The 20765-nt window shown below is 50.4% G+C and carries 19 protein-coding genes and 1 pseudogene; 13 read left to right on the top strand and 7 right to left on the bottom strand.

The window, feature by feature from the left end:
- Positions 1-33: 33 nt before the first annotated feature.
- The 4 genes from JCM11969_RS08075 to JCM11969_RS08065 form a co-directional block, all read right to left on the bottom strand.
- Positions 34-783, bottom strand: a complete 750-nt coding sequence (locus tag JCM11969_RS08075) for a LiaF transmembrane domain-containing protein (protein WP_054710275.1) — start codon at positions 781-783, stop codon at positions 34-36.
- Complete coding sequence (locus JCM11969_RS18895) at positions 780-956, bottom strand: LytTR family DNA-binding domain-containing protein (RefSeq protein WP_263850030.1); 177 nt, start codon at positions 954-956, stop codon at positions 780-782. Before JCM11969_RS18895 ends, JCM11969_RS08075 begins: the two co-directional genes overlap by 4 nt.
- Positions 914-1231: a hypothetical protein gene (locus JCM11969_RS08070; RefSeq protein WP_225353187.1), complete on the bottom strand. Its 318-nt coding sequence runs from the start codon at positions 1229-1231 to the stop codon at positions 914-916. The genes JCM11969_RS18895 and JCM11969_RS08070 overlap by 43 nt, the downstream gene beginning before the upstream one ends.
- A gap of 649 nt (positions 1232-1880) precedes the next feature.
- The gene (locus tag JCM11969_RS08065) at positions 1881-2138 is read right to left on the bottom strand and encodes a type II toxin-antitoxin system Phd/YefM family antitoxin (RefSeq protein WP_054710272.1); all 258 of its coding nucleotides are present in this window, start codon (positions 2136-2138) and stop codon (positions 1881-1883) included.
- Positions 2139-2816: 678 nt separating this feature from the next.
- Here JCM11969_RS08065 and JCM11969_RS08060 point away from each other — a divergent pair.
- From JCM11969_RS08060 to JCM11969_RS08030, 10 genes and pseudogenes are all read left to right on the top strand, one after another.
- Positions 2817-4481, top strand: a complete 1665-nt coding sequence (locus JCM11969_RS08060; RefSeq protein ID WP_263850029.1) for an alpha-glucosidase — start codon at positions 2817-2819, stop codon at positions 4479-4481.
- Positions 4478-4840, top strand: a complete 363-nt coding sequence (locus JCM11969_RS19810; RefSeq protein ID WP_263850028.1) for a glycoside hydrolase family 31 family protein — start codon at positions 4478-4480, stop codon at positions 4838-4840. Before JCM11969_RS08060 ends, JCM11969_RS19810 begins: the two co-directional genes overlap by 4 nt.
- Positions 4840-6210 (top strand): aldehyde dehydrogenase family protein, encoded by a 1371-nt coding sequence (locus tag JCM11969_RS08055; protein WP_054710269.1) that lies wholly within the window; start codon positions 4840-4842, stop codon positions 6208-6210. Before JCM11969_RS19810 ends, JCM11969_RS08055 begins: the two co-directional genes overlap by 1 nt.
- 843 nt (positions 6211-7053) lie before the next feature.
- Positions 7054-7611: pseudogene (locus JCM11969_RS19805) on the top strand (MFS transporter).
- Positions 7577-8323, top strand: a complete 747-nt coding sequence (locus JCM11969_RS19800) for an MFS transporter (RefSeq protein WP_263850027.1) — start codon at positions 7577-7579, stop codon at positions 8321-8323. Before JCM11969_RS19805 ends, JCM11969_RS19800 begins: the two are co-directional and overlap by 35 nt.
- Complete coding sequence (locus JCM11969_RS18890) at positions 8323-8481, top strand: hypothetical protein (protein WP_225353186.1); 159 nt, start codon at positions 8323-8325, stop codon at positions 8479-8481. The genes JCM11969_RS19800 and JCM11969_RS18890 overlap by 1 nt, the downstream gene beginning before the upstream one ends.
- A 44-nt stretch (positions 8482-8525) precedes the next feature.
- Positions 8526-9191 (top strand): transaldolase family protein, encoded by a 666-nt coding sequence (locus JCM11969_RS08045; protein ID WP_054710265.1) that lies wholly within the window; start codon positions 8526-8528, stop codon positions 9189-9191.
- A gap of 71 nt (positions 9192-9262) precedes the next feature.
- Positions 9263-9874 (top strand): DUF4867 family protein, encoded by a 612-nt coding sequence (locus JCM11969_RS17090; RefSeq protein ID WP_082409236.1) that lies wholly within the window; start codon positions 9263-9265, stop codon positions 9872-9874.
- A 609-nt stretch (positions 9875-10483) separates the two neighbouring features.
- Complete coding sequence (locus tag JCM11969_RS08035; RefSeq protein ID WP_054710259.1) at positions 10484-11812, top strand: hypothetical protein; 1329 nt, start codon at positions 10484-10486, stop codon at positions 11810-11812.
- 311 nt (positions 11813-12123) lie between these two features.
- Positions 12124-13764, top strand: a complete 1641-nt coding sequence (locus JCM11969_RS08030; protein WP_054710256.1) for an NAD(P)/FAD-dependent oxidoreductase — start codon at positions 12124-12126, stop codon at positions 13762-13764.
- Positions 13765-14642: 878 nt separating this feature from the next.
- Here JCM11969_RS08030 and JCM11969_RS08025 read toward each other — a convergent pair.
- From JCM11969_RS08025 to JCM11969_RS18880, 3 genes are all read right to left on the bottom strand, one after another.
- Positions 14643-15620, bottom strand: coding sequence for a polyprenyl synthetase family protein (locus JCM11969_RS08025; protein WP_054710253.1), 978 nt, complete (start codon positions 15618-15620; stop codon positions 14643-14645).
- A 668-nt stretch (positions 15621-16288) separates the two neighbouring features.
- Positions 16289-16762, bottom strand: coding sequence for a hypothetical protein (locus tag JCM11969_RS18885; protein WP_225353185.1), 474 nt, complete (start codon positions 16760-16762; stop codon positions 16289-16291).
- Positions 16744-17142: a helix-turn-helix domain-containing protein gene (locus tag JCM11969_RS18880; protein ID WP_054710247.1), complete on the bottom strand. Its 399-nt coding sequence runs from the start codon at positions 17140-17142 to the stop codon at positions 16744-16746. Before JCM11969_RS18880 ends, JCM11969_RS18885 begins: the two co-directional genes overlap by 19 nt.
- 464 nt (positions 17143-17606) lie before the next feature.
- Here JCM11969_RS18880 and JCM11969_RS08010 point away from each other — a divergent pair, with 464 nt between their 5' ends.
- From JCM11969_RS08010 to JCM11969_RS17715, 3 genes are read left to right on the top strand one after another with little or no spacing between them, the layout of a single operon-like run.
- A complete protein-coding gene (locus tag JCM11969_RS08010) occupies positions 17607-18080 on the top strand; it encodes a FeoA family protein (protein ID WP_054710245.1) in 474 nt (157 codons plus the stop codon).
- 32 nt (positions 18081-18112) lie between these two features.
- Positions 18113-20233, top strand: a complete 2121-nt coding sequence (gene feoB / locus JCM11969_RS08005; protein ID WP_054710361.1) for a ferrous iron transport protein B — start codon at positions 18113-18115, stop codon at positions 20231-20233.
- A gap of 39 nt (positions 20234-20272) precedes the next feature.
- Positions 20273-20446 carry a FeoB-associated Cys-rich membrane protein gene (locus JCM11969_RS17715; protein ID WP_156319305.1) on the top strand — a complete coding sequence of 58 codons (174 nt, stop codon included), beginning with the start codon at positions 20273-20275 and terminating at the stop codon, positions 20444-20446.
- Positions 20447-20765 lie beyond the last annotated feature (319 nt).

Here is a 20765-nt window from a genome sequence, read left to right as displayed (position 1 = left end):
CGCCTCATCGTCATGATGGGCGTTTTTTGTTACCTATAGATAATGCACATTCACCCCAGACAGCGCCGCATTCCCGTTCAAATAAACGGTCACAGGATTACCGCCGCTATCGTCTCCCTGGGAAACACCCCCAAGAAACGCTTCAATATTATTGACGACATGCCAGGTATGCGGGAAATAGAGGTCAACGCCGCTCAGATGGGCGTCGATGTTCACGGTGAGGTCACCGGCCACAATCGTTTTATCGAAGTACACTTTGAGGCCGGTCGCATACGCGTAAATATTGACCTGCTTGAGATTATTTGACTGGATGTACCGCACCGAACTGCTCATCCGGCTATCGATATTGACCTCAGCCTGGTCATCCGAAACGGTCTCCTCATCGACTTCATTGCCATAACCGCCGTGATGATGCCGCCGCACCTGCGCTTGGTGGTGCCACTCGCGCCACTGCTGTTGCTGCCAGTGATGTCTTGGATGAAAGATGATCGACAACCCGATCCACAACAGCAGGGCAATGCCCAGAATCGTCCACGGTACCAACTGCGTGATGCCCAGCGGTGTCGCGTACAGGATGCCCAGGAACGCCAGGGAAAACAAGATCCCGCCAATCGACCACATGATCAAACTCTCGATCAAGGCGCCCGCCAGAAACAGGGTGGCGAGAATGCTCCAAAAACTCAAGTGGTAAGAAATCAAATTCAGTTGACTGGCACCCAACAGGATGGCGCCGAGGATGAAGAACGTCCCCCAGAACCAGTTTTTATTTCGTAATCGTTTCATCGTCGTTCCTCCAAACGTGCCTTTAACGGCTTGTAATATTTGCGTGAGACATAGACCTGTTTTTGGGAATGCTGAAATTCCACCAGGCTATTTGAAATGGAGTGGGTCAGCGCGAAGATCTTCGTCGTGTTTAAAATTGCTGACTTGGAGATTCGCATAAAAGTCGCTGGCAACAAATCTTCCAGTTCATACAGGCGGTAGTGAATCTCAAAAATATCATCACCGTATGCGCATTGATCTGCCGGTCCTCCGTCTCAAAGAAAAGGATGTCGTTGACGTCGAGGTAGTATTCCGTGTCACCCTTAAAAAACCGCAGCTGCGGCTGAACCTTATCAGCCGCCTGAAGCTGTTGCGACAGGCGCTTAACATCAGCGTCATAGACCGGCGTGCGGATCACAATTTCTTTGTCGGTCAGGCGATCATCAATTTCAATGCGGACTCTTGTCATGTGCGGCTCCCCTCCATGGCTCTTATTAAACCCTTTAATTGCGGGCTTGGCAACGATTCTTGCGTAAGTGGGTCAATAGTTATCGTAAGTGGCACGTTTTTCTTGATAACCGTCTGTTTGGAATAATCAAAAAGTGCCCAAGGGAGCTTTCCATTGTTAGGTGATAGTCCGTTACATTCCGCAATTTGGCACTCCGCTGAAGTGGCTCGCCACAGCTCCGTGCCAAATTGCTGCATTCCACTAATGTTGAGCTTACTTTTCAGATAAGTTAAGCATCACATTAGCTTTAAACCAAGTTTGAAGAGAATCCGCCCTCGACTGCTTGTCAGATACTAGGCAGTAATGCTTCTTACGATGGACTGGTTAACAATCACGATTAAGTTACTGGCTTCATATCGCTGCTATGAACGCTTATTTCATATATTCGGGCTTTCAAAGATCGTCGCGTAATGGCGCCATTCTACCTTGTCGGAGCACCCCACCTCGTCTTGCAAGACCAAACAGAGCAACGAAGTAACATGTCAGCACTATTTGAGTCACCAACATTAAAAAAACCTTGTCCAAAACCAACTCACTATTGGTCACGGGCAATTGACACGATTATTCGACTCCAATGTTTAACTTTAGGTGTTTCCTCGAAAACAATCGCTTACAGGTCATCCCAATTCAAATCATCCGCATTAGTAACCCCTGAGTTGTCCTGTTGTCGTTCGAAAACTTTTTGTAACGTCCCATTGTTTGCCAGTGCCAAGGTTTCAGTGATGCTATCCCATTCAGTTTTAGAAATGATTACAGCTGGTTTGGACTCATCCGTTGCTGTTATGAATACAGGGTGTGCTGTTTCATTCACTTGTCTAATAATTTGCAGCAGGTTGTGTTTAGCTTCGAAGACAGTGTAGGTCTGCATGTTATGAGGTCTCCTTTGTTATCCATTCTTCTTTCGATTTTATTGTATCAAACATGTATCGTTCTGGTGATCAGATGACTTGGGTACTACCGTTATTCAATCGAATTTTGTTCTTTTCTACTGATACCATAATAAATATAGTCAGTATCAGTCATTAATTATTAACTGTCCTTTTCTGTAACTATCGTTAAATTCGATGACTGTCATGTAGATTGCAATTCGTAAAATACTGATTCAGCCTTTAATCATCGTCTAAAAATGTGGTTGTATTTGCCCTTTTTAGGCGTTTTTTTGTTGGGGTGTTTGGCATTTTTCTTGGGTAATTTGGGTGATATTTATTTTGTATCTGTGATATTTGGTTTTTGTATCACTGGTTGGTGGAAATGGCGGTATTTCGGGGATCGTGGCGGCCTTTCTTGGCTCATAGCCTAAACGTGCTCCGCGAGCAAGGGGCTACTGCATAAGGGACTCTGACCACAAAGCCCGCAGTTCAGGCTTTCTGGTCAGAGTCCCTTATGCTCCGCCCCTTAACCGGCTCGCTCCGCACTCTTTCCTTTAAGTTCCATTTAACCTCCAATCGCTATATTACTAACCATCGCAAAACCCTTACCCATATCTACACTTAAAATCACAAAAAACTTATCATCACGACACAAAAACCAACCATGGAGGTGGCCTATGATTTCTACTTCTCAACAAGCTCCACTCACCTTTTTAAACAACACCCTGTTTTACCATGACCTGCCGCTGCTTCGTGAGACGGCCGCTTCGCCGATCGTCTTTATTGGCCGCGGGGACGCCGACGTTGCCATGTACCAAGGTAACTTTGAGCTTAGCGACACGCTGGCCGCTAAGCTGCCGTTGACCCTCACCGATCACCGTGTTACTGAAGACGACATTCAGCTCACGTTTAGTTTTCAGGGCGATGCTTACCTTGAGCTCACCTGTTTTCTCGACGCAGCTGACCGGCTCGTCATCAAACCTACCCTATTAAAGGACGGCTGGAATCGCTTCTGGTTCCGGTTAACGGCCGACAAGGACGAGCACGTTTACGGGTGCGGTGAACAACTGTCGCACCTGGACCTGCGCGGCCGCCACTTTCCGTTATGGACGTCCGAACCCGGCGTTGGCCGCAACAAGCACACGCTGACGACCTTCCAGGCGGACCAGACCCACTCTGGCGGCGACTACTACACCACGAACTACCCAGCGCCCACGTTTATTTCGACCCAGATGTACTACTGTCACGTGGCCAGTTACGACTATGCCGACTTTGATTTTCAAAATGACGACTACCACGAGCTGCAGTTCTGGGACTTACCGCTGTCATTGACGTTTGATACCGCCCCGACCTTTCCCGAGTTGATTACAAAATTAACCAGCCTGGTCGGCCGCACAACTGGGCTGCCCGATTGGACCAACAACGGGCTCATTCTGGGCGTGCAGGGCGGCACCGACCGCGTTTCGGAGATCACTGACCAGCTCAAAGAAAACGACGTGGCGCTTGCCGGCATCTGGGCGCAGGACTGGGAAGGCATTCGCATGACCAGCTTTGGCAAGCGGCTCTACTGGGACTGGCGTGCCGATGACAACCTGTACCCCAACCTGACGACGTCCATTAAACAGTGGCAGGACCAGGGCATCGCGTTTCTCGGCTACATCAACCCCTACATCGCAAACGACACCCAACTGTTTGCGGATGTGAAGGACCTGGGCTATTTCGCTAAAACGCAGACTGGGGACATCTACCTTGTTGACTTCGGCGAGTTCCTTTGCGGCGTGGTCGATTTCACGAACCCGGACGCGTTTGACTGGTACAAGGACCTCATCAAACAGCGGCTGATCAGCACTGGCATGAAAGGTTGGATGGCTGACTTCGGCGAGTACCTGCCCACCGACGTTGTGTTGTACGACCACTCCGACCCGATGGTGATGCACAACAAGTGGCCAGTCCTTTGGGCGCAATGCAACTACGACGCCGTTAAGGAAGCTGGGTTGACCGACCAGATCATGTACTTCATGCGCGCTGGCGGCACTGGCAGTCAGAAGTACGCGCCGGTGCTGTGGGCGGGCGATCAGAGTGTGAACTGGAGTCTGGACGACGGGCTCGCCGCAACGATTCCGGCCGCCCTGTCCGCTGGTTTGACCGGCAACAGCATTTCCCACAGCGACATCGGCGGCTACACCAGCCTGTACGGTAACATCCGCTCGCGCGAACTCTTCATGCGCTGGGCCGAGATGGCCGCCTTCACCCCACTGATGCGGACGCACGAGGGTAACCGACCGGATCAGAATTTTCAGTCTACGACGATTACGATGCCTCAGTGCATCTCGCCCGGATGACCCAGGTGTTTAAAGCCCTGACCCCGTACCGGAAAATAATCGCGGCGCAGGCGGTCAGCGAAGGCTTGCCGATGCAGCGGCCGCTGTTCATGCACTATCCAGACGATGCCGGCACCTACGACATCCAGTATGAATACTTACTTGGCCGCGATCTGTTAGTGGCACCGGTGTACCGGCCTGGCAAGCAAACCTGGTCGACCTACCTGCCCGAAGACAACTGGATCCACCTCTGGACCGGCGACCGGTTTACTGGCGGTGACACCGTTGAAGTCAGTGCACCGCTGGGTCAGATCCCCGTTTTCTACCGCGCCGACTCAGAATTTGCGGCCTTATTTGAAAAGATTGGAGCAGAATACTAATGAATTTTAAGATCGTCAACCCCTATACAGGCAAGGAAATTGCCGCCTACCCCGTTAACAGCACCGAGGATATCAGCGATGCGCTGGACCGTGCTGACAAGTACTTCACTTTCCAGCGCCGCCACACGTTTGACCAGCGCGCCCAGCAGTTGGGTGAGATTGCGAAGGCCTTCCACGACAACGCTGAGGTCCTCGCAAAAACGGCCACGGAAAACATGGGCAAGCGCTACACCGAAGCCTTGGCTGAAGCGAACGCTGCCGGCAACATTGCCCAGTACTATGCGGATAACGGCCCCAAGGCGCTGACGCCAAAGCCCTACACCTACTTGGGCGATAAGCAGGCGCAGATGCAGTACGAATCGACCGGAATCGTGTTCGCCATCGAACCCTGGAACTTCCCGTACACCCAGGTCATGCGGGTGTTCGCGCCAAACTTCCTGTTGGGCAATCCGGTCATTTTAAAACACGCCCCGATTGTTGCTGGCTGCGCGGATCAGTTTGAAAAGACCGTCTACAGTGTCATGCACGCGCACGGTGGTTTCCAAAACTTGTTTTTGACCAACGACCAAGCCGCCGCCATCATCGCCGACGACCGCGTCCAGGGCGTAGCGTTGACCGGCTCGACCAAGGCAGGCCGAATCGTCGCCAGTGAAGCGGCCCAAGCCCTCACCAAAACGACATTGGAGCTCGGCGGCAACGATGCGTTCGTAGTCCTGCCGGATGCCGATATTGACCAGGCAGTCGCTGACGGCGCCATTTCCCGCTTGCGGAATGCGGGGCAAGTCTGCACCTCAGCCAAGCGGTACATCGTGACTGAAGCCAACGCGGACGAATTTGTCACTAAGATGAAGACCACGTTTGAGCAACAAGTCCTCGGCGACCCCATGGCGGACGACACCACCATCGGCCCAATGTCCTCCGAACGTGCCCGCGACCAGCTGCAGCTGCAAGTCGACACCGCCGTTGAACACGGTGCTGAGATCCTGGTTGACGGTGGTGCGCAGAAGGACCGCGATGGGTTCTTCTTTAAGCCAATGCTGCTGGGCAATCTGAAGCCCGACAACCCCATGTACGACGCCGAATTCTTCGGTCCCGTCGGCCAGGTGCACATTGCAAAAGACACCGACGAAGCCATCCAAGTCGCCAACGACACGCAATACGGCCTCGCGGGTGCCGTTTATTCCCAAGACCTCGACGAAGCTAAGCGCGTCGCCGACCAGCTCATCACCGGCCAAATCTTCCTCAACCAACCCTCCAACGGTTACCCTGAACTGCCATTCGGCGGCGTGAAGTCCTCCGGTTACGGACGGGAAATGAGCGATCAGGCGTTGTATGAGTTTGCGAACAAGAAAATGATTGCGCGGGGATAGGGATAGTGATTGAGGCCGTGGCATTCCGTGAATCTGGGTGGTTAAGATTTGCTGTAACTGGCGTTCTGTTCTGTGAATCTGGCTGGTTGGCGTAGTGGGTCGCTACGGAGCTATTGAATTTCTTGGCAGAAATTCAAGGATCTCCTCCGACTCCCATGGTTATAAGCGAGGAAAGAACCCTCGCTAACAACCATCGACACCACGCCAACCAGCCAGATTCACGCCACGTCACTGACATTCAGCACCATAAATTCTTAACTGAAGTATCGAAACTCAGTTAACCCAAGTTCGCAGATTATCCGCCCTCGACTGCCCCGCCACCGCATGTTCCGGTGATGCCTCGGTCATGGTGAGTAAAGGGCACGGCATAAACTGTGTTGACTTGCTCATAGCTATGCATGTCCTTGTTGCACACGCTGTTCACGACAAATAGTGGTAAATCATTCAACACCCAATCTTAAGTAGCATTCATTGCAATCACCATCATCTACGGTAACAGTAGGTATCATATCGTTACCTCACTTCCGATGACTCGCAGTCGAGGGCGGATAATCTATGAACCGGCTTTAATTCCGATTCGATACTTAGTCTCCGTAATTATTATCTTCAAAGTGAGTGGAATGGAGCGATTTGGCACGGAGTTGTGGTGTCGATGTCACTTGGTGGGCGAGGGTTTCGGCCACCTAGTGACATGCGAGACGATGGAGATCCATTCGAGAGCTGCGCAGCAGAAATCGAATTAGCTTCATCGCGAGCCACCACAACGGAGTGCCAAATCACGCAATGCAACGGACTAAAAAGACAATATAAAAACTGAAACCTAAGAGAGAAGGCTACACTTAAATGGATTCTACAGAAACAAAAGCAGCAACGGCGCAGAATGAGACAGCACCAAGAATGGTGACGTTGCGAAATAAGATCGGCTATGCCGTGGGAGATATGGGGAATAACTTCCTGTTTGATATGGGACAGTTGTACCTGTTGAACTACTTTACAGATCAGGTCGGCCTGCCAAGTGCCGCTGCTGGGACGGTGTTCCTGGTGGCAAAGATCTGGGACGCGTTTGCCGATATGGCAGTGGGGACGTGGATCGATAATCGAACCAACATTACGAAACGGGGCAAGTTCCGACCGTTTCTCCTGTGGGCTGCGATTCCCCTGGCGCTGTTGCTGATTGCTAACTTCAGTACGCCAAACTTCTCAGTGACCGGTAAACTCATCTGAGCCTACATCGCCTACATGCTGTTTGGGACCTGTTACAGTATTTCAAACGTGCCGTTCGGGTCGATGATCCCAACGATGACGCGAAATAGTCAGGAGCGGTCGGAACTAGCGTCCTGGCGGCAGGCTGGCTCCAACATGGCTGATGATTGCCACTATCGGGTTTATGCCGATTGTTGAAGCGCTGCCGAACCAGAAGATCGGCTACTCGATCGCCGTCGTCATCTTCGCCATCGTCGGCGTGCTGGCGCAGTGGTATTCCTACGCCAACATTAAGGAAAATTATTCGGCGCCTAAGAAGGAAAAGGTCAGCAAGGCCGAGCTCAAGAAATCATTTAAAGCCCTCCTGCGTAACAAGCCGCTGATCACGCTGAGTTTCGTGAACCTGTTTACGTTCTCCGCCTTTAACCTCAAGCTCACCGTCCAGGTCTACTACTGTAAGTACATTCTCAAAGATATGACCGCTGAATCTTGGCTCGGCTTCTTCAGTATCGGCATGGTCTTCGTGTCCGTGCTGCTGGCACCCATTTTAACGAAACGGTTCGATAAAAAGTACGTCTACATGATGGGCTGTGCCATCTGGGCCATCGCGGACATTCTCGGCTTCTTCTTCGCCAACAACACCTTCCTGCTGGTCTTCTTCACCAGCATCGCCTACCTTGGCGACGGCTTCACGAGTGCGCTGAACTGGGCACTTGTGTCCGACTGCGTGGAATACGGCGAGTGGCAATCCGGGATTCGGACTGAAGGCATGGTCTACTCATTCTTCACCTACTTCCGGAAACTCTCCCAAGCCATTGCTGGGTTCCTGCCCGGCATCGTGCTGGCCTGGGTCGCTACGTGCCAGGTGCAACACAGACCGCAACCGCGCTCATGGGGATTCGGGGGCTGATGTTCATTTACTCGGCTGTGCTATCGATTGCCACCATCATTTTAATGTACTGGGCCTACTCCCTGACTGAAAAGAAGTACAGCAAGATCGTGACGGACCTGCTGAAACGTCGCGGTTCCGAGCAAATTGCCGAACCCGTTATCGAAGAATCCAACTAAATTGTCTTCACTGTTTTTAAAACTTGAAAGAAGGATCATTACTAATGAAATACTTTTTAGATAGTGCCAAGTTAGACGAAATCAAAATTGCTTACGAGCAATACGGCTTTGACGGTGTGACCACCAATCCAAAGCACATCATGAACAGTAGGAAGCCGTTTAAAAAAGCCATCCAAGACATCGCAGACTACGTGGCTGACAAACCAGACTTCCCCGTATCTGTGGAAATTAACCCGCACCTGGACAACGCCGACGACATGGTTGCGTATGCCAAGGACATCAGCGCCATTTCAAAGAACTTTGTCATTAAAATTCCAACCAACAAACAAGGCATCATTGCGGCCCGCCGGTTGGAAGCGCAGGGCATCCGCACCAACATGACCCTTGTGTTCTCAGCAGCGCAGTCGATCATGCCCGGCAAACTTCACGCCAAGTACGTTTCCCCATTTGTCGGCTGGCGCGAAGATTACGGTGACGACGGGTTATCCTACGTGAAGGACATCGTGGACATCTATAAGACTTACAACTTTGACACTGAAATTATCGTTGCCGCAATTCGGACCGCTAAGCAGTTGGAACAGGCCGCCATTTACGGTGCCGACATCGTCACCTGCGCTCTGTCCGTTTACGAGACCAGCTTTACCAACCCGTACACCGACCTCGGCCTCAAGACATTCCAAGACGCCTGGGACAACACGAAAACGGAGTAGCCTATGACAACACTATCTGACCTGCAACACACCAACCATGACGTGACGATCAAAACCGTCACCGACCCAGAATTTTCCCAATTTGGCCAAGTCATCGACCTGCCTTTCAAGCCAACCTGTTAAATACGTTAAACACGCAAACGGTCATTCCGGCGACCGGCAACCAATACGCGAGAAATGACCCGCAGTTCTTAAATGACACCCAGCGCCAACAGATCGCGCGAAATTTCTACGGCGAGCAGCCCATCGAAATTGGCTACTGCAACGGTCACAGCAACAAGCTCAACGCGTTTGAGTTTCACAACTGTTCCGAACTCAACTTAGCCGCCACCGACTTCGTTTTGTTTTTCGCTGAACGCCAGAACCTCGTTGACAAACGATTGAAGTCCAGTAAGGCCCACGCCTTCTTCATTCCGCAAGGTACCGCTATCGAAGTCTACCCCACCACGATGCACTTCGCACCATGCGCGGTCGACTCGGCCGGTTTCAAGTGCCTTGTCGTTTTAACTGACGGCACCAACAGCCCACTTGCTTCCAAACGCAAACCAGACGACCTGTTATTCCAACGTAACAAGTGGCTGCTGACCCATCCGGAGAACTTACGGATGGTGAACAACGGTGCGTTTGTTGGGCTTTCTGGGATTAATACGACGATCAACCCAGTTGTCGAAGATAGACTGTAACGTTCGCTGCGTTGCGCCGGTCGGCCCTGCAGGCTGTAATGGGTCGCTCCGGAGCTATTGAATTTCTTACCAGAAATTCAAGGATCTCCTCCGTCTCCCGTGTTTGTAGGCGAGGAAAGGACCCTCGCCATCAGACACCGACACGACTGCCTGCAATGCCGACCGGCTCCACTCCGCTAATACTTGCTGAATTAGGCACCTATCAGTTAACTCTACGTTAGATCAACAAGAATATCGCATCCTGTATATTCACCGCGTTATCCATTCGCACAAGTCATTAGGTTAACTGCTGATAGTTAACCAGCAGTCGAGTGCGGATAATCTGCGAACCGGCTTTAATTCATATTTGATACTTAACCTATTTAAGCAGATAGCCCAACGTGAGTGGAATGGAGCGATTTGGCACGGAACCGTGGTGTCGATGTCACTTGATGGCCGTTCTTTGGCCATTTAGTGACATGCGAGACGATGGAGATCCATTCAGATGGCGCACAGCGACAGCTGAATTAGCTTCATCGCGAGCCACCACAACGGAGTGCCAAATCGCGCAATGCAACGGAATACTATCCAATCTAAAAAATTTAAAACGAGAAGAGGAGTACTCAATCAATGTCTCAAATCTTATATTTACCAGTTGTCCGGCGAAAGTTTGATGCTAAGTCGGCGGAAACGATTATGGCAACAACGAAGAAGATTCTTGCTAAGTATGATGTGCTTGAACCGAAAGATGCGCTGGGCGACCCAACGGAACTGAGCAGCTACCTCGGTAGTATCCACGATAAAGCAATTAGCGGTATCATTTTCCAAAACACAACGTTTACCGATGCTGAATTTATCCAGCTGGTTCACCGGTACTACCCAACGACGCCAATCTTACTCCTGGCGCCGCGCGAACCAAGCGTCCACGGCTGGCTGCGGTTTAACGCGCTGACTGGCATCATGAGTTCTGGCAACTATCTGGCAAGTCAGCATCATCCGTTTGAACACCTCTACGGCAACCCAGATGAATCGGCCGTCCAAAATAAGATCAAGGTGTTCGTCGAAGCTGCCCAGGTCAAATCAGATCTGGCTGCGTTAAACATTGGTGTGGTCGGCACCTACCCGCCTGGTTTCTTCTCAGACGCCAATGCAGACGAACTCGCGCAAACGTTTGGTACCACGCTGAAACATTACAATATCGACGACGCGTTCGACGCTGCCGAAAAAGTCACCGGCGAGGATTACGACGACCAGCTAGCGTACGCCGACGCGCACTTTGACGGATTGGACACCAAGGCGGATGAAACCACCCGCTACGTCAAGTTTGCGACCCTGATGCGCCGTTATCAGAAACAGGATAACCTCGGTGCCCTGGCTTCCCGCTGTTGGCCAGACTTTTTCGACAAGTATCACAGTGCGCCCGGTGCCGTGTGGTCCCAGCTTTGTGACGAGCAATTGCCAACGGCGATGGAATGTGATATTCACGGTGCGCTATCGATGTACGTCCTGCAACAGCTGACACCGAACCGCGATGCCGTTTTCCTTGGCGACCTTTCCAGCATGGATCCCGAGGACAACTCCATCACGACTTGGCACGACTACGGCGCCTTCTCGCTGGCGAACCCAAAGTACGGCGTGAAGGCCAGTGTTCACCCGAACCGCAAAATGCCGGTCAGCCCGGATATGGTATTGAAACCGGGTCAGGTCACCATGTTGCGGGTGCACTGGAACGCCAAGGACGGCTACTCGCTGGCCATTACCAGTGGCGAGGCCGAGGACGTGGAACCGCAGTTTAATGGCGCTTCCGGCCGAATCAAAATGACCGAGGATGTGACTGACCTTGTTGACCAGTTTGTCAGCCACGGTTATGAATCCCACTTCGCGCTGGTCTATGGCGATTATCGGGATGATCTGGTTCAACTGGCGAAGTTGTTGAATTTTCCTTACGATTTGTATTAAATGCAAAAAAAATGGAACTGCTCTCTGCAGATTCCGTTTTTTTGTGCATTTTTTCTTTGATATTCTCAATAAGATAGTCAACAAGGTATTTATAATTTTGGCATACACCTTTCAAGTGAATTCAATCAGGTCATTCCCTATGATTAACCTTTTCCAAACAAACAGCAGGTCGCCCCTGTCGCAATTGACTTGTGAACCACAATATATGGGCGTGTTTCATTGAAGTAATAGCGGTAATTGATTATAATAATAAGTGTTATTAATTTATAATTATTCTATATTATTTTACTGAATCAGGGGGGAATCATTTCATGAGTAAAAATATCGTTGTCATCGGCGCCGGATTTGCGGGGGTCTTAGCAACCAAGAAGTTGGCTAAGCAGTTCAAGTCTAATCCCGACGTGACCATTACCTTAATCGACCGTCACTCCTACTTCACTTATCTGACCCAGTTACACGAAGTTGCCACAGAGCGGGTCCAGCCCGATGCTGTGCAGTATGATTTGGAAAACCTGTTCCATAAGCAACGCAACGTTCAACTGGTCACCGACACCGTGTCACAGATCGACACTGATAAGAAACTCGTGATTGCCGAAAACGACACCTATCCATTTGACAGTCTCGTCATCAGTCTTGGTGGTGAACCAAACGACTTCGGCACCCCTGGTGTTGCTGAAAACGGGCTGACGTTGTGGTCCATGGAAGACGCTATCAAACTGCGTGACCACATCAACACCATCATCCGCGAAGGTGCCATCGAACGCGATCCTGTGAAGCGCGCTGCAAAACTAACGCTGGTTGTCTGTGGGTCCGGCTTCACCGGTGCTGAAACGGTCGGCGAGCTTATCGATTACCGCAAAGTTTTGGCAAAAGAAAACAAACTGGATCCAGACGAAATCAAGATCATCATGGTCGAAGCTGCGCCAACCATCACCAACATGTTGGACCGCACCAACGCCGCCCATGAAGAAGCTTACCTGAAGAAAAACAATGTTGAAATCCGGACAGAATCCATGATCACTAAGGTCAACCCAGACTCCGTTGAGATCAAGGACCAAGACCCAATCCAAACGAACACGCTGATCTGGACGGCCGGTGTGAAGACCAACCACATCGCTGATGAATTCGGCATTGAAGCTGGTCGTGGCGGCCGGTTAGTCGTCAACCACTTCCTGCAAGCACAGGGGCTAGAAGACAAGAGTGTCTACGTCGCCGGTGATGACGCCAACGCAACGGAAGACGGTGCTGAACGGGCCGTCCCACAGACCGCACAAGAGGCTGAAAACGAAGCCCTGATCATCGCTAAGAACGTTGCGGCTGACATCAACGGCACCCAAAACTACACCATCTTCACCGACAAATCGATGGGCTTGGCTGTTTCCTTCGGTGCCCGCTACGGTATCGCGCAGGTTTTTGGCGGCAAACGTGTTCGTGGGTGGTTTGCAACGATCATTAAGCACTGTACAAACTTCCTCTATCTCATGCGGATCGGCTCTGGCTACTACTTTTTCAAGTACCTGTTGGATGAATTCTTCCGCACAGCAAACGGCCGGACAGTTTTCGGCTACCACACCTCACGGCAATCTAACGTACTGTGGTCAGTACCGTTGCGGTTATTCTTTGGACTTGGGCTGTTCATTGATGGCCTCGCCAATGTCAACGGCACGATGCCGTGGCTCATTTCCGGACAGGGATGGATTGCCTACTGCGAACTGATCCTCGGTTGTCTCATCTTCCTTGGCTTAGGAACTTGGACCGCGAACCTGCTGATCATCATCGGCTTCTTCGTCTTCCTGCACACCTGGGCCACCAGCTGGGTCCTCTTCGTCGCCCTCGCCTTAATGAACGGCTCCGGCCGCAGCATTGGCCTGGACTACTGGTTCGTCCCGTGGTTACAAAAAACTTGGGCTCGCAGTCGTTATGGTGAACCAAAATCAATTTACAAGAAATAATCGATATTAAGAAGAACCTGAGAAATCATTTCTCAGGTTCTTCTGTTTTCTATTGCCACTTCGTTCCGCCGGTCGGCCCTGCAGGCTGAGGCAAAAGTGTGGAGCAGGCCGGGTAACTCCCGGAATGTAAGGCGACTTTGTCGGAAATTCCGGTCTTGAATTTCTGGCAAAGTTGCCTTACACAGTAGGGAGTTGGCCTGCGGAACACGTTTCCGCAATGTGAACTAGAAATTCAAGGATCTCCTACGGCTCCACTACGCTAACAGTTGTGGTGAATATTACGTGATGTCGAATTCCCAAAGTTTGTCCCATCGTTGGTGAATCACTATTAGTGATCTTCAACACCAATTCAGCAGACCTAGGTTCGCACAATATGATTGACCTGCAGTCGAGTGCGGATAATCTAGGAACTGGCATTGACTGTATTGCAATACTTAGCAAGTATCAATAATGAGCTCACAGTCAGTGGAATGGAGCGATTTGGCACGGAGTTGTGGTGTCGATATCACTTGGTGGGCGCGGTCTTCGGCCACCTAGTGATATGCGAGTCGAATGAGATCCACTCGAGAGCTGCGTAGCAGAAATCGAGTTAGCTCATTTGCGAGCCACCACAACGGAGTGCCAAATCGCGCAATGCAACGGACTAAACAGTATTTCTCGGCAACATAGCTGAAACGCGTTCCGGAAAACTGAGGGCTACTGCCTAAGCAATTCTGACAAAAATACCAAACCCGGGTATTTCTATCAGAGTTGCTTAGGCTCCGCCCTCAAACCGTTTTCCTCCACGCTCTACAACGGAGTGCCAAATCGCGCAATGCAACGAACACAGAACGCAAACAAAAACCCCTGCCAAATTTGCAAGGGGTATTTCATATCAATTATTGGTTCCGCGTCAGCAGCCACCGCGTTAACCGGTCAATGTCCTGTTTGACAGGAACATCAGGTAAACTGCTGATGAGGTCAAGGGCCTGTTCGGTGAACTCGGTTGCCCGGGCTTTGGCCAGTTCGACACCTTTGTTTTCAATGACAAGCCGCTGCACTTCAAGCACGTCGGCATCCGTCATGTCTTGTTTCTTTTTCAATAATGGCTTAAAGACCTTTGGTGACTGTTGTAGTGCCAGAATCAAAGGCAGTGAGTAAACACCCGACTTCAGATCTTCCAAGACAGGTTTGCGCGTTGCCTTCTCGTCGCCATCGTAATCCAAAATGTCATCCATGATCTGGTAGGCGCGGCCGATAGTCAGCCCAATTTGGCCAGCCAGCGTCGCCACGGCCTCCGAAGCCCCCGCTATAGCGGCCCCTTGATGACAGCTTAACCAGAACAGTACCGCCGTCTTACCCGTGATCTCGTTTAAATACTCGCCCTCGCTCACGTTGAACCGGTAGTTAAGATCCATTTGATCAAGCTCGCCCGTTAGGATCTCGCGCATGCTGTTGATCTGAAGCTTCAACACTGCCGGATCAGACGAGGCCTTCAAGACTTCATTGAAGTACGCGGTGAACAAATAATCGCCAGCGTAAATGGCATTTCGTGAACCGTACTCCGTTTGAATCGTCTTCACACCACGCCGTAACGGTGACCGGTCGATGACATCATCGTGAATCAACGTTGCCACGTGCAGCAATTCAAGCGACGCTGCGACTGCGCGAAGCCGGTCATCGTCATGCTCATCGCCAAACTCACTAAATAAGTAGAAGAATCCCGGTCGCAGCAGTTTACCCCCAGCTGACAGCAATTGGGTAATCTTCACGTGAATGCGTTGGTTCGGTAAGGTAATCACCTTTAATAAGTATGGTTGAAGTTGTGTGAGTTCTTTTTGCACCTGTGGAAACTGGCGCCAAAGTTTATGAGCCATGGTGCACCCCTCTTACTCTCGTTATACACGATTCACCATCGCGGCAGCTCGTGTTTTGACTCCTAGTTTAGTTTGCAGCCTCACAAGATAAGGCCGCCTGGAAAGTATAAAATAATAATTCAAGTTTAACATATTTTCAGAATATTTATGGCAGTTGTGTGTGACTCTGGCAAAAAAATATTTGGTGGTGTCGGTTTTTGTTGTGGGCAGTAAAAAAGGAGGGCTGGCCTCCCGGGTTTGGTGCGGTGTTTTGAGTGTTTTTGATTTGGGTGAGGTGTTTGCAGAATACTCCCTTGCGGCGTGCTTTGAGTTCACATTGCTGAAATGTGTTCCGCAAGGCGAGACTAACGTGTAACCGACTCTGGTCTATAAGTCAGACCCTGACTTTTCTGCTGCTTGGCCTTCGAGTAATTTTGGCGACGTGCTCCACTTTCACCGTGCCGAAACGTGTTCCGCAAGGCTGAGGGCTACTGCGTAAGCAACTTCCGGCACAAAATCCAGGACCGGGATTATGCTTTTGGTCCTCCAAGTAGTTCTTGCGACGTGCTTTGATTTCACATTGCCGAAACGTGTTCCGCACGGGGCTAACGTGTAAGGGACTCTGACAAAAAATCCAGGCCCGGGATTTTCCGTCAGAGTCCCTTACACACCGCCCCTAACCCGCCTTGCTACACACTCTGCTCCTCAAAACTCTCAATCTTCTCAATCAACTTATAATTATGATTCAACCTCGAAAACGCCTTGGCGTCATTCAACTCTTCAATGATCTGCGCCTCGTCGCCATTTCTTGCCTTCAAGTTTTGCGCCCTCAGGAAGCAGATCTTTGCGATGTAGTACGTGACGCGCTTATCTGAGCACACGTCATAGCCGTAGTTCAGCAAACCGTCGCTCGTTTTGTAGTCGCCGATTCGGTTATAGTATTCCGCCGTGTAATAGATCATGTTTAGCGCGCGCCAGATGGCCTTGTTGCTATTTAAAAGGAGCTTTTGCAGGTCATCAAAGACCTTTTGGAAATAAAATTCCGCCTTTTCGTTCTCATTGTTGCGACTGTACGCGACCCCGCTGCCCGTATAAGCAAGCTGGGAGTAAATCGTTCGGTGCTCGTTATCCAGATCATTTAAGATCATATTGAAGTAGTACAACGAATCGGAAATGGCTCATCCGTTAACGCCGTCAGATACCCCTTGATAAAGAAGTACTGCATTTTGCCTTCATCTGATAAATGGTCAAAACTAATTCCATCCAGGTCAGCCAAGGGACTCTCGTATTCACTTGTAATCAACTTAAATTCAGCTGTGTCTAAAATATGGTGGACTTCCAATTTAGCCGGTTGGTTGATTGGGAACACATCATCGAGTTTTAAACCCAGACGTGCGCACAGTTGTACCAAAATTCTAACAGCTGGTGTGCGGCCGGAGCTCTCAAACTTGCTTAACGTTGCCTGGGTACAAATACCCTCGCACAGTTCGGCCTGGGACATGCCTAACGCCTTACGTGCGTTAATAAACCGTTCAACATTCATTTTATTCACCATTCCATTTTTAGTTTAAATAGTCGTCCGCCGTATATTTTGTCGGCTAATTATTCCTTATCCACTGTCTATTTTAACAAATCGGGCACGAAAAATGCCATGTAGTCCACCCTTCAAGTCAATTTTTCTTAACTATTGAGTATCATTAGAACTGCATCGCATCACGATTCGGCACCCACTTCGTTTTCCGCAACTGTTATTCTTATCACAATTCTTTATATAATTCAGAATTATTACCACGAAAAAACTATGCCAATAAAGTATCTAGTGTTAACATACCGCACTTTTAAATGAAATAAAAGCCTATTATACTGCTTGTTAAATATATTCCATTTATCTATATTTAGGGCAATTCCCTAGTGTCTAAAATGGGGATATTGGAATATAATAGATACTAATTATTTGAATACTAACCAGATTTTAATTTAATGGTGGATCACTGGAGGCATATGACGATGGAAGCACTCTCCGAACTAAAGAACCGCGGCAAATACATTATTATTCAGGTCTTAGGCGACAAGAAGCTCGTTCGGCACTTATCCGAAATGGGCATGATTGCCGGTAAAGCCGTTACCGTGGTCTCTGTTTCCGCTGAATCTTCCGGCATGGTCATCTTCTTTCAGGGTCAGCGCTTAGCCATCAGTCTCGACATTGCCCAACGTATCGTTGTTCGCAGCGTTAACGAAAGTGATCCGGCCAAACTCAAGCCGCTCGCTGAATTCAAGGTCGGCATGTCCGGCATCGTCCGGAAAATGGTCGGTGACCGGGCGTTACGGCGCCGGCTCATGGACATGGGGCTGACCAACAACACCATGATCAAAATCAACCAAGTTGCTCCGCTGGGCGATCCAATCGAATTGCTTGTGCGCGGATACAAACTCAGTCTCCGGAAAGCCGATGCCAGCTGTGTGTTACTAGAAGAGGTGTAACGATGGAAATGGACATGAACATGGATATGAAGATGGACAAGACAGACCTCGCCCTCATTGGCAACCCTAACAGTGGCAAAACCACGCTGTTCAACGCGTTAACGGGCACCAATCAGCACGTCGGTAACTGGCCGGGCGTCACGATCGATCGCAAGAGCGGCAAGCTCAAGCATGATGAAGATTATGACATTCAAGATCTCCCGGGCATCTATTCCCTGTCCCCTTACAGTTCAGAAGAGATCATTACCCGAAACTACCTGCTGGAAGAACATCCCGACGAAGTCTTAGACGTCGTGGATGCCACCAATCTAGAACGTAACCTCTACCTCACACTGCAAGTCATGGAAACTGGCACCCCGCTTATCATCAGCCTGAACATGATGGACCTGTTAAAAAAACAGGGTAACCGGACCATTAATTTAAAGAAACTTTCCTATATGTTGGGCGTACCAGTGGTCAGCATCAGCGCCCTGCGGAAAGAACATATCGATAAACTGGTCAATAAAGTCAAGGACGCAAAGGAACATCCGATCTGTTACAGCTATCCAAAGTACGATGCCCGGCTCGAGTCCGCCATCGACATGATCACCAAACAGATCAAGAATGTCGTTTCCGAATCCCAGCAGCGCTGGTTCGCCATTAAGCTGTTTGAGCGTGACGAAGAAATCGGTAACCTCATCGAACTCACCGATGCGCAACAAGCCGAAATTGACGGCATCATCAAAGACACCGAGAAAATCTTCGACGACCACAGCGATAGCATCGTTGTCAACGCTCGCTACGACTTCATCGCGCGAGTCATCAACATGTGCGTGGTCGATACCGATGACTTCACCGAATCGATGAGCGATAAACTAGATAAAATTGTCACCAACCGCTTCCTGGCCCTGCCCATTTTCGTCATGGTCATGTGGGTGGTCTACTACCTGTCCATTCAAACGGTAGGCACCATCGGCAGTGACTGGATGAACGACGTGTTATTCGGTAAATGGATTCCAAACGGCGCCACCGCTGCCTTAACAGCCTTACATATTGCCCCCTGGCTCAAAAGTCTCGTGGTTAACGGGATCATCAACGGGATCGGCTCCGTCCTTGGCTTCTTGCCGCAGATTATGATGCTGTTCCTCTGTCTGGGCATTCTTGAGGACTGCGGCTACATGGCGCGGATCTCGTTTGTCATGGACCGGATCTTCCACCGCTTCAACTTATCCGGAAAATCCTTTATCCCCATGCTGATTGCAACTGGCTGCGGCGTTCCCGGCATCATGGCGACCCGAACCATCGAAAGCGAAAAGGACCGCCGGATGACCATTATGCTGACAACGTTCATGCCCTGTTCGGCAAAACTCACCGTCATCGCGCTGGTCAGCGAGACCTTCTTTCCAAACAACACCTGGGTCGCCCCTTCCGCCTACTTCATCGGCATCCTCACCGTTATCGGCTCCGGGGTCTTCCTCAAGAAAACAAAGATGTTCAAAGGCGCCCCAGCCCCATTTGTCATGGAACTGCCCGCCTACCATTTTCCAAAGGTCAGCAACCTGGTGCAAAGCGTCTGGCTGCGGGCCAAGTCTTTCATCATCAAGGCCGGCACCATCATTTTTCTTTCCTGTGTTGTGATCTGGTTCCTGTCCAACTTCAACTGGCAGCTGCAAATGGTCGACCAAAACCACAGTATTCTCAGAACACTTGGTTCCCTGATTGCACCAGTCTTTGCCCCACTTGGATTCGGTGACTGGCACGCCACCGTGGCTGTCCTCGCCGGTCTGATTGCTAAAGAAAACTGCGTCGGCACCCTGCACATCACGTTTGGCGCCGGCAGCTCCAGTGCCGCATTTGCCAGCGTTCTGCGCGGGTATTACACCCCAATGGCTGGTTACGCGTTTCTCGCCTTCAACCTTCTGTGTGCCCCTTGTTTTGCCTCTATCGGGACCATGTACAAGGAGTTCGGCGACACCGGCTGGACCTGGCGGGCGGTTGGCTATCAAACCCTAGTGGCCTACATGGTCGCCGTTGTGATCTACCAATCCTCGCTGGTTTTCACCCACGCTATCGCACCCGTTGGTTTGATTATGGGCATCATTGCTCTTGCGCTGATGATTTACGGCGTGTTTATCAAACGTGAAAGTCATCAGTATCAGCTCACTCTGGATTAATTCGATCGTCACCTCAGTACCAGAAAGGTCGTCTCGCCCATGTCAACACTCATTCTTGCCGCCATCATCTTTGGCGCTGTCATCTACATCACCTACCTGCGTTTCTTCAAAAAGAACCATTCAGGCGGCTGTCACGACTGTGAAGAAGTCGGCTGTCCCCTCGTCGATCAAGCGAAAATGATGCAACGCAATAACGCTAAAAAAACGGATTAACATGTTTGCCCCTTGTCTTGTGCAAGGGGCTTTTTTTGTGGGCTTATTCATACCTGTGAAACCTTAATGCGCGTAACTTGCGTTCCGTTCCGTGAATCTGGGCGGGCGGCGTAGTGGGTCGCTCCGGAGCTATTGAATTTCTTCCAGAAATTCAAGGATCTCCTCCGACTCTTAGACTACTAAGCGAGGAAGGAACCCTCGCTAACTAGTCTCGACACCACGCCGCCCGCCCAGATTCACTCCACTACACTCAAATTGAACACTTCTAATTCACGAGTTAAGTATCGAACCAGCAGTAGCCCTAGTTCGCAGATTATCC

The sequence above is a fragment of the Secundilactobacillus paracollinoides DSM 15502 = JCM 11969 genome (assembly GCF_001311135.1).
GTDB lineage: Bacteria > Bacillota > Bacilli > Lactobacillales > Lactobacillaceae > Secundilactobacillus > Secundilactobacillus paracollinoides.
Note: the sequence above shows the minus strand (reverse complement) of the source record. Positions and strands in the feature narration are given on the sequence as shown.

Bases quoted from the DNA above. Each gene is read 5' to 3' on its own strand.
- JCM11969_RS18890 (WP_225353186.1), top strand. From the start codon at position 8,323: ATGTTCATTTACTCGGCTGTGCTATCGATTGCCACCATCATTTTAATG.
- JCM11969_RS08070 (WP_225353187.1), bottom strand. From the start codon at position 1,231: ATGACAAGAGTCCGCATTGAAATTGATGATCGCCTGACCGACAAAGAA.
- JCM11969_RS19800 (WP_263850027.1), top strand. From the start codon at position 7,577: ATGATTGCCACTATCGGGTTTATGCCGATTGTTGAAGCGCTGCCGAAC.
- JCM11969_RS08045 (WP_054710265.1), top strand. From the start codon at position 8,526: ATGAAATACTTTTTAGATAGTGCCAAGTTAGACGAAATCAAAATTGCT.
- JCM11969_RS08065 (WP_054710272.1), bottom strand. From the start codon at position 2,138: ATGCAGACCTACACTGTCTTCGAAGCTAAACACAACCTGCTGCAAATT.
- JCM11969_RS18880 (WP_054710247.1), bottom strand. From the start codon at position 17,142: ATGAATGTTGAACGGTTTATTAACGCACGTAAGGCGTTAGGCATGTCC.
- JCM11969_RS08035 (WP_054710259.1), top strand. From the start codon at position 10,484: ATGTCTCAAATCTTATATTTACCAGTTGTCCGGCGAAAGTTTGATGCT.
- JCM11969_RS17715 (WP_156319305.1), top strand. From the start codon at position 20,273: ATGTCAACACTCATTCTTGCCGCCATCATCTTTGGCGCTGTCATCTAC.
- JCM11969_RS08025 (WP_054710253.1), bottom strand. From the start codon at position 15,620: ATGGCTCATAAACTTTGGCGCCAGTTTCCACAGGTGCAAAAAGAACTC.
- JCM11969_RS08010 (WP_054710245.1), top strand. From the start codon at position 17,607: ATGGAAGCACTCTCCGAACTAAAGAACCGCGGCAAATACATTATTATT.
- JCM11969_RS08055 (WP_054710269.1), top strand. From the start codon at position 4,840: ATGAATTTTAAGATCGTCAACCCCTATACAGGCAAGGAAATTGCCGCC.
- JCM11969_RS08030 (WP_054710256.1), top strand. From the start codon at position 12,124: ATGAGTAAAAATATCGTTGTCATCGGCGCCGGATTTGCGGGGGTCTTA.
- JCM11969_RS19810 (WP_263850028.1), top strand. From the start codon at position 4,478: ATGACCCAGGTGTTTAAAGCCCTGACCCCGTACCGGAAAATAATCGCG.
- JCM11969_RS08060 (WP_263850029.1), top strand. From the start codon at position 2,817: ATGATTTCTACTTCTCAACAAGCTCCACTCACCTTTTTAAACAACACC.
- JCM11969_RS08075 (WP_054710275.1), bottom strand. From the start codon at position 783: ATGAAACGATTACGAAATAAAAACTGGTTCTGGGGGACGTTCTTCATC.
- feoB (WP_054710361.1), top strand. From the start codon at position 18,113: ATGGACAAGACAGACCTCGCCCTCATTGGCAACCCTAACAGTGGCAAA.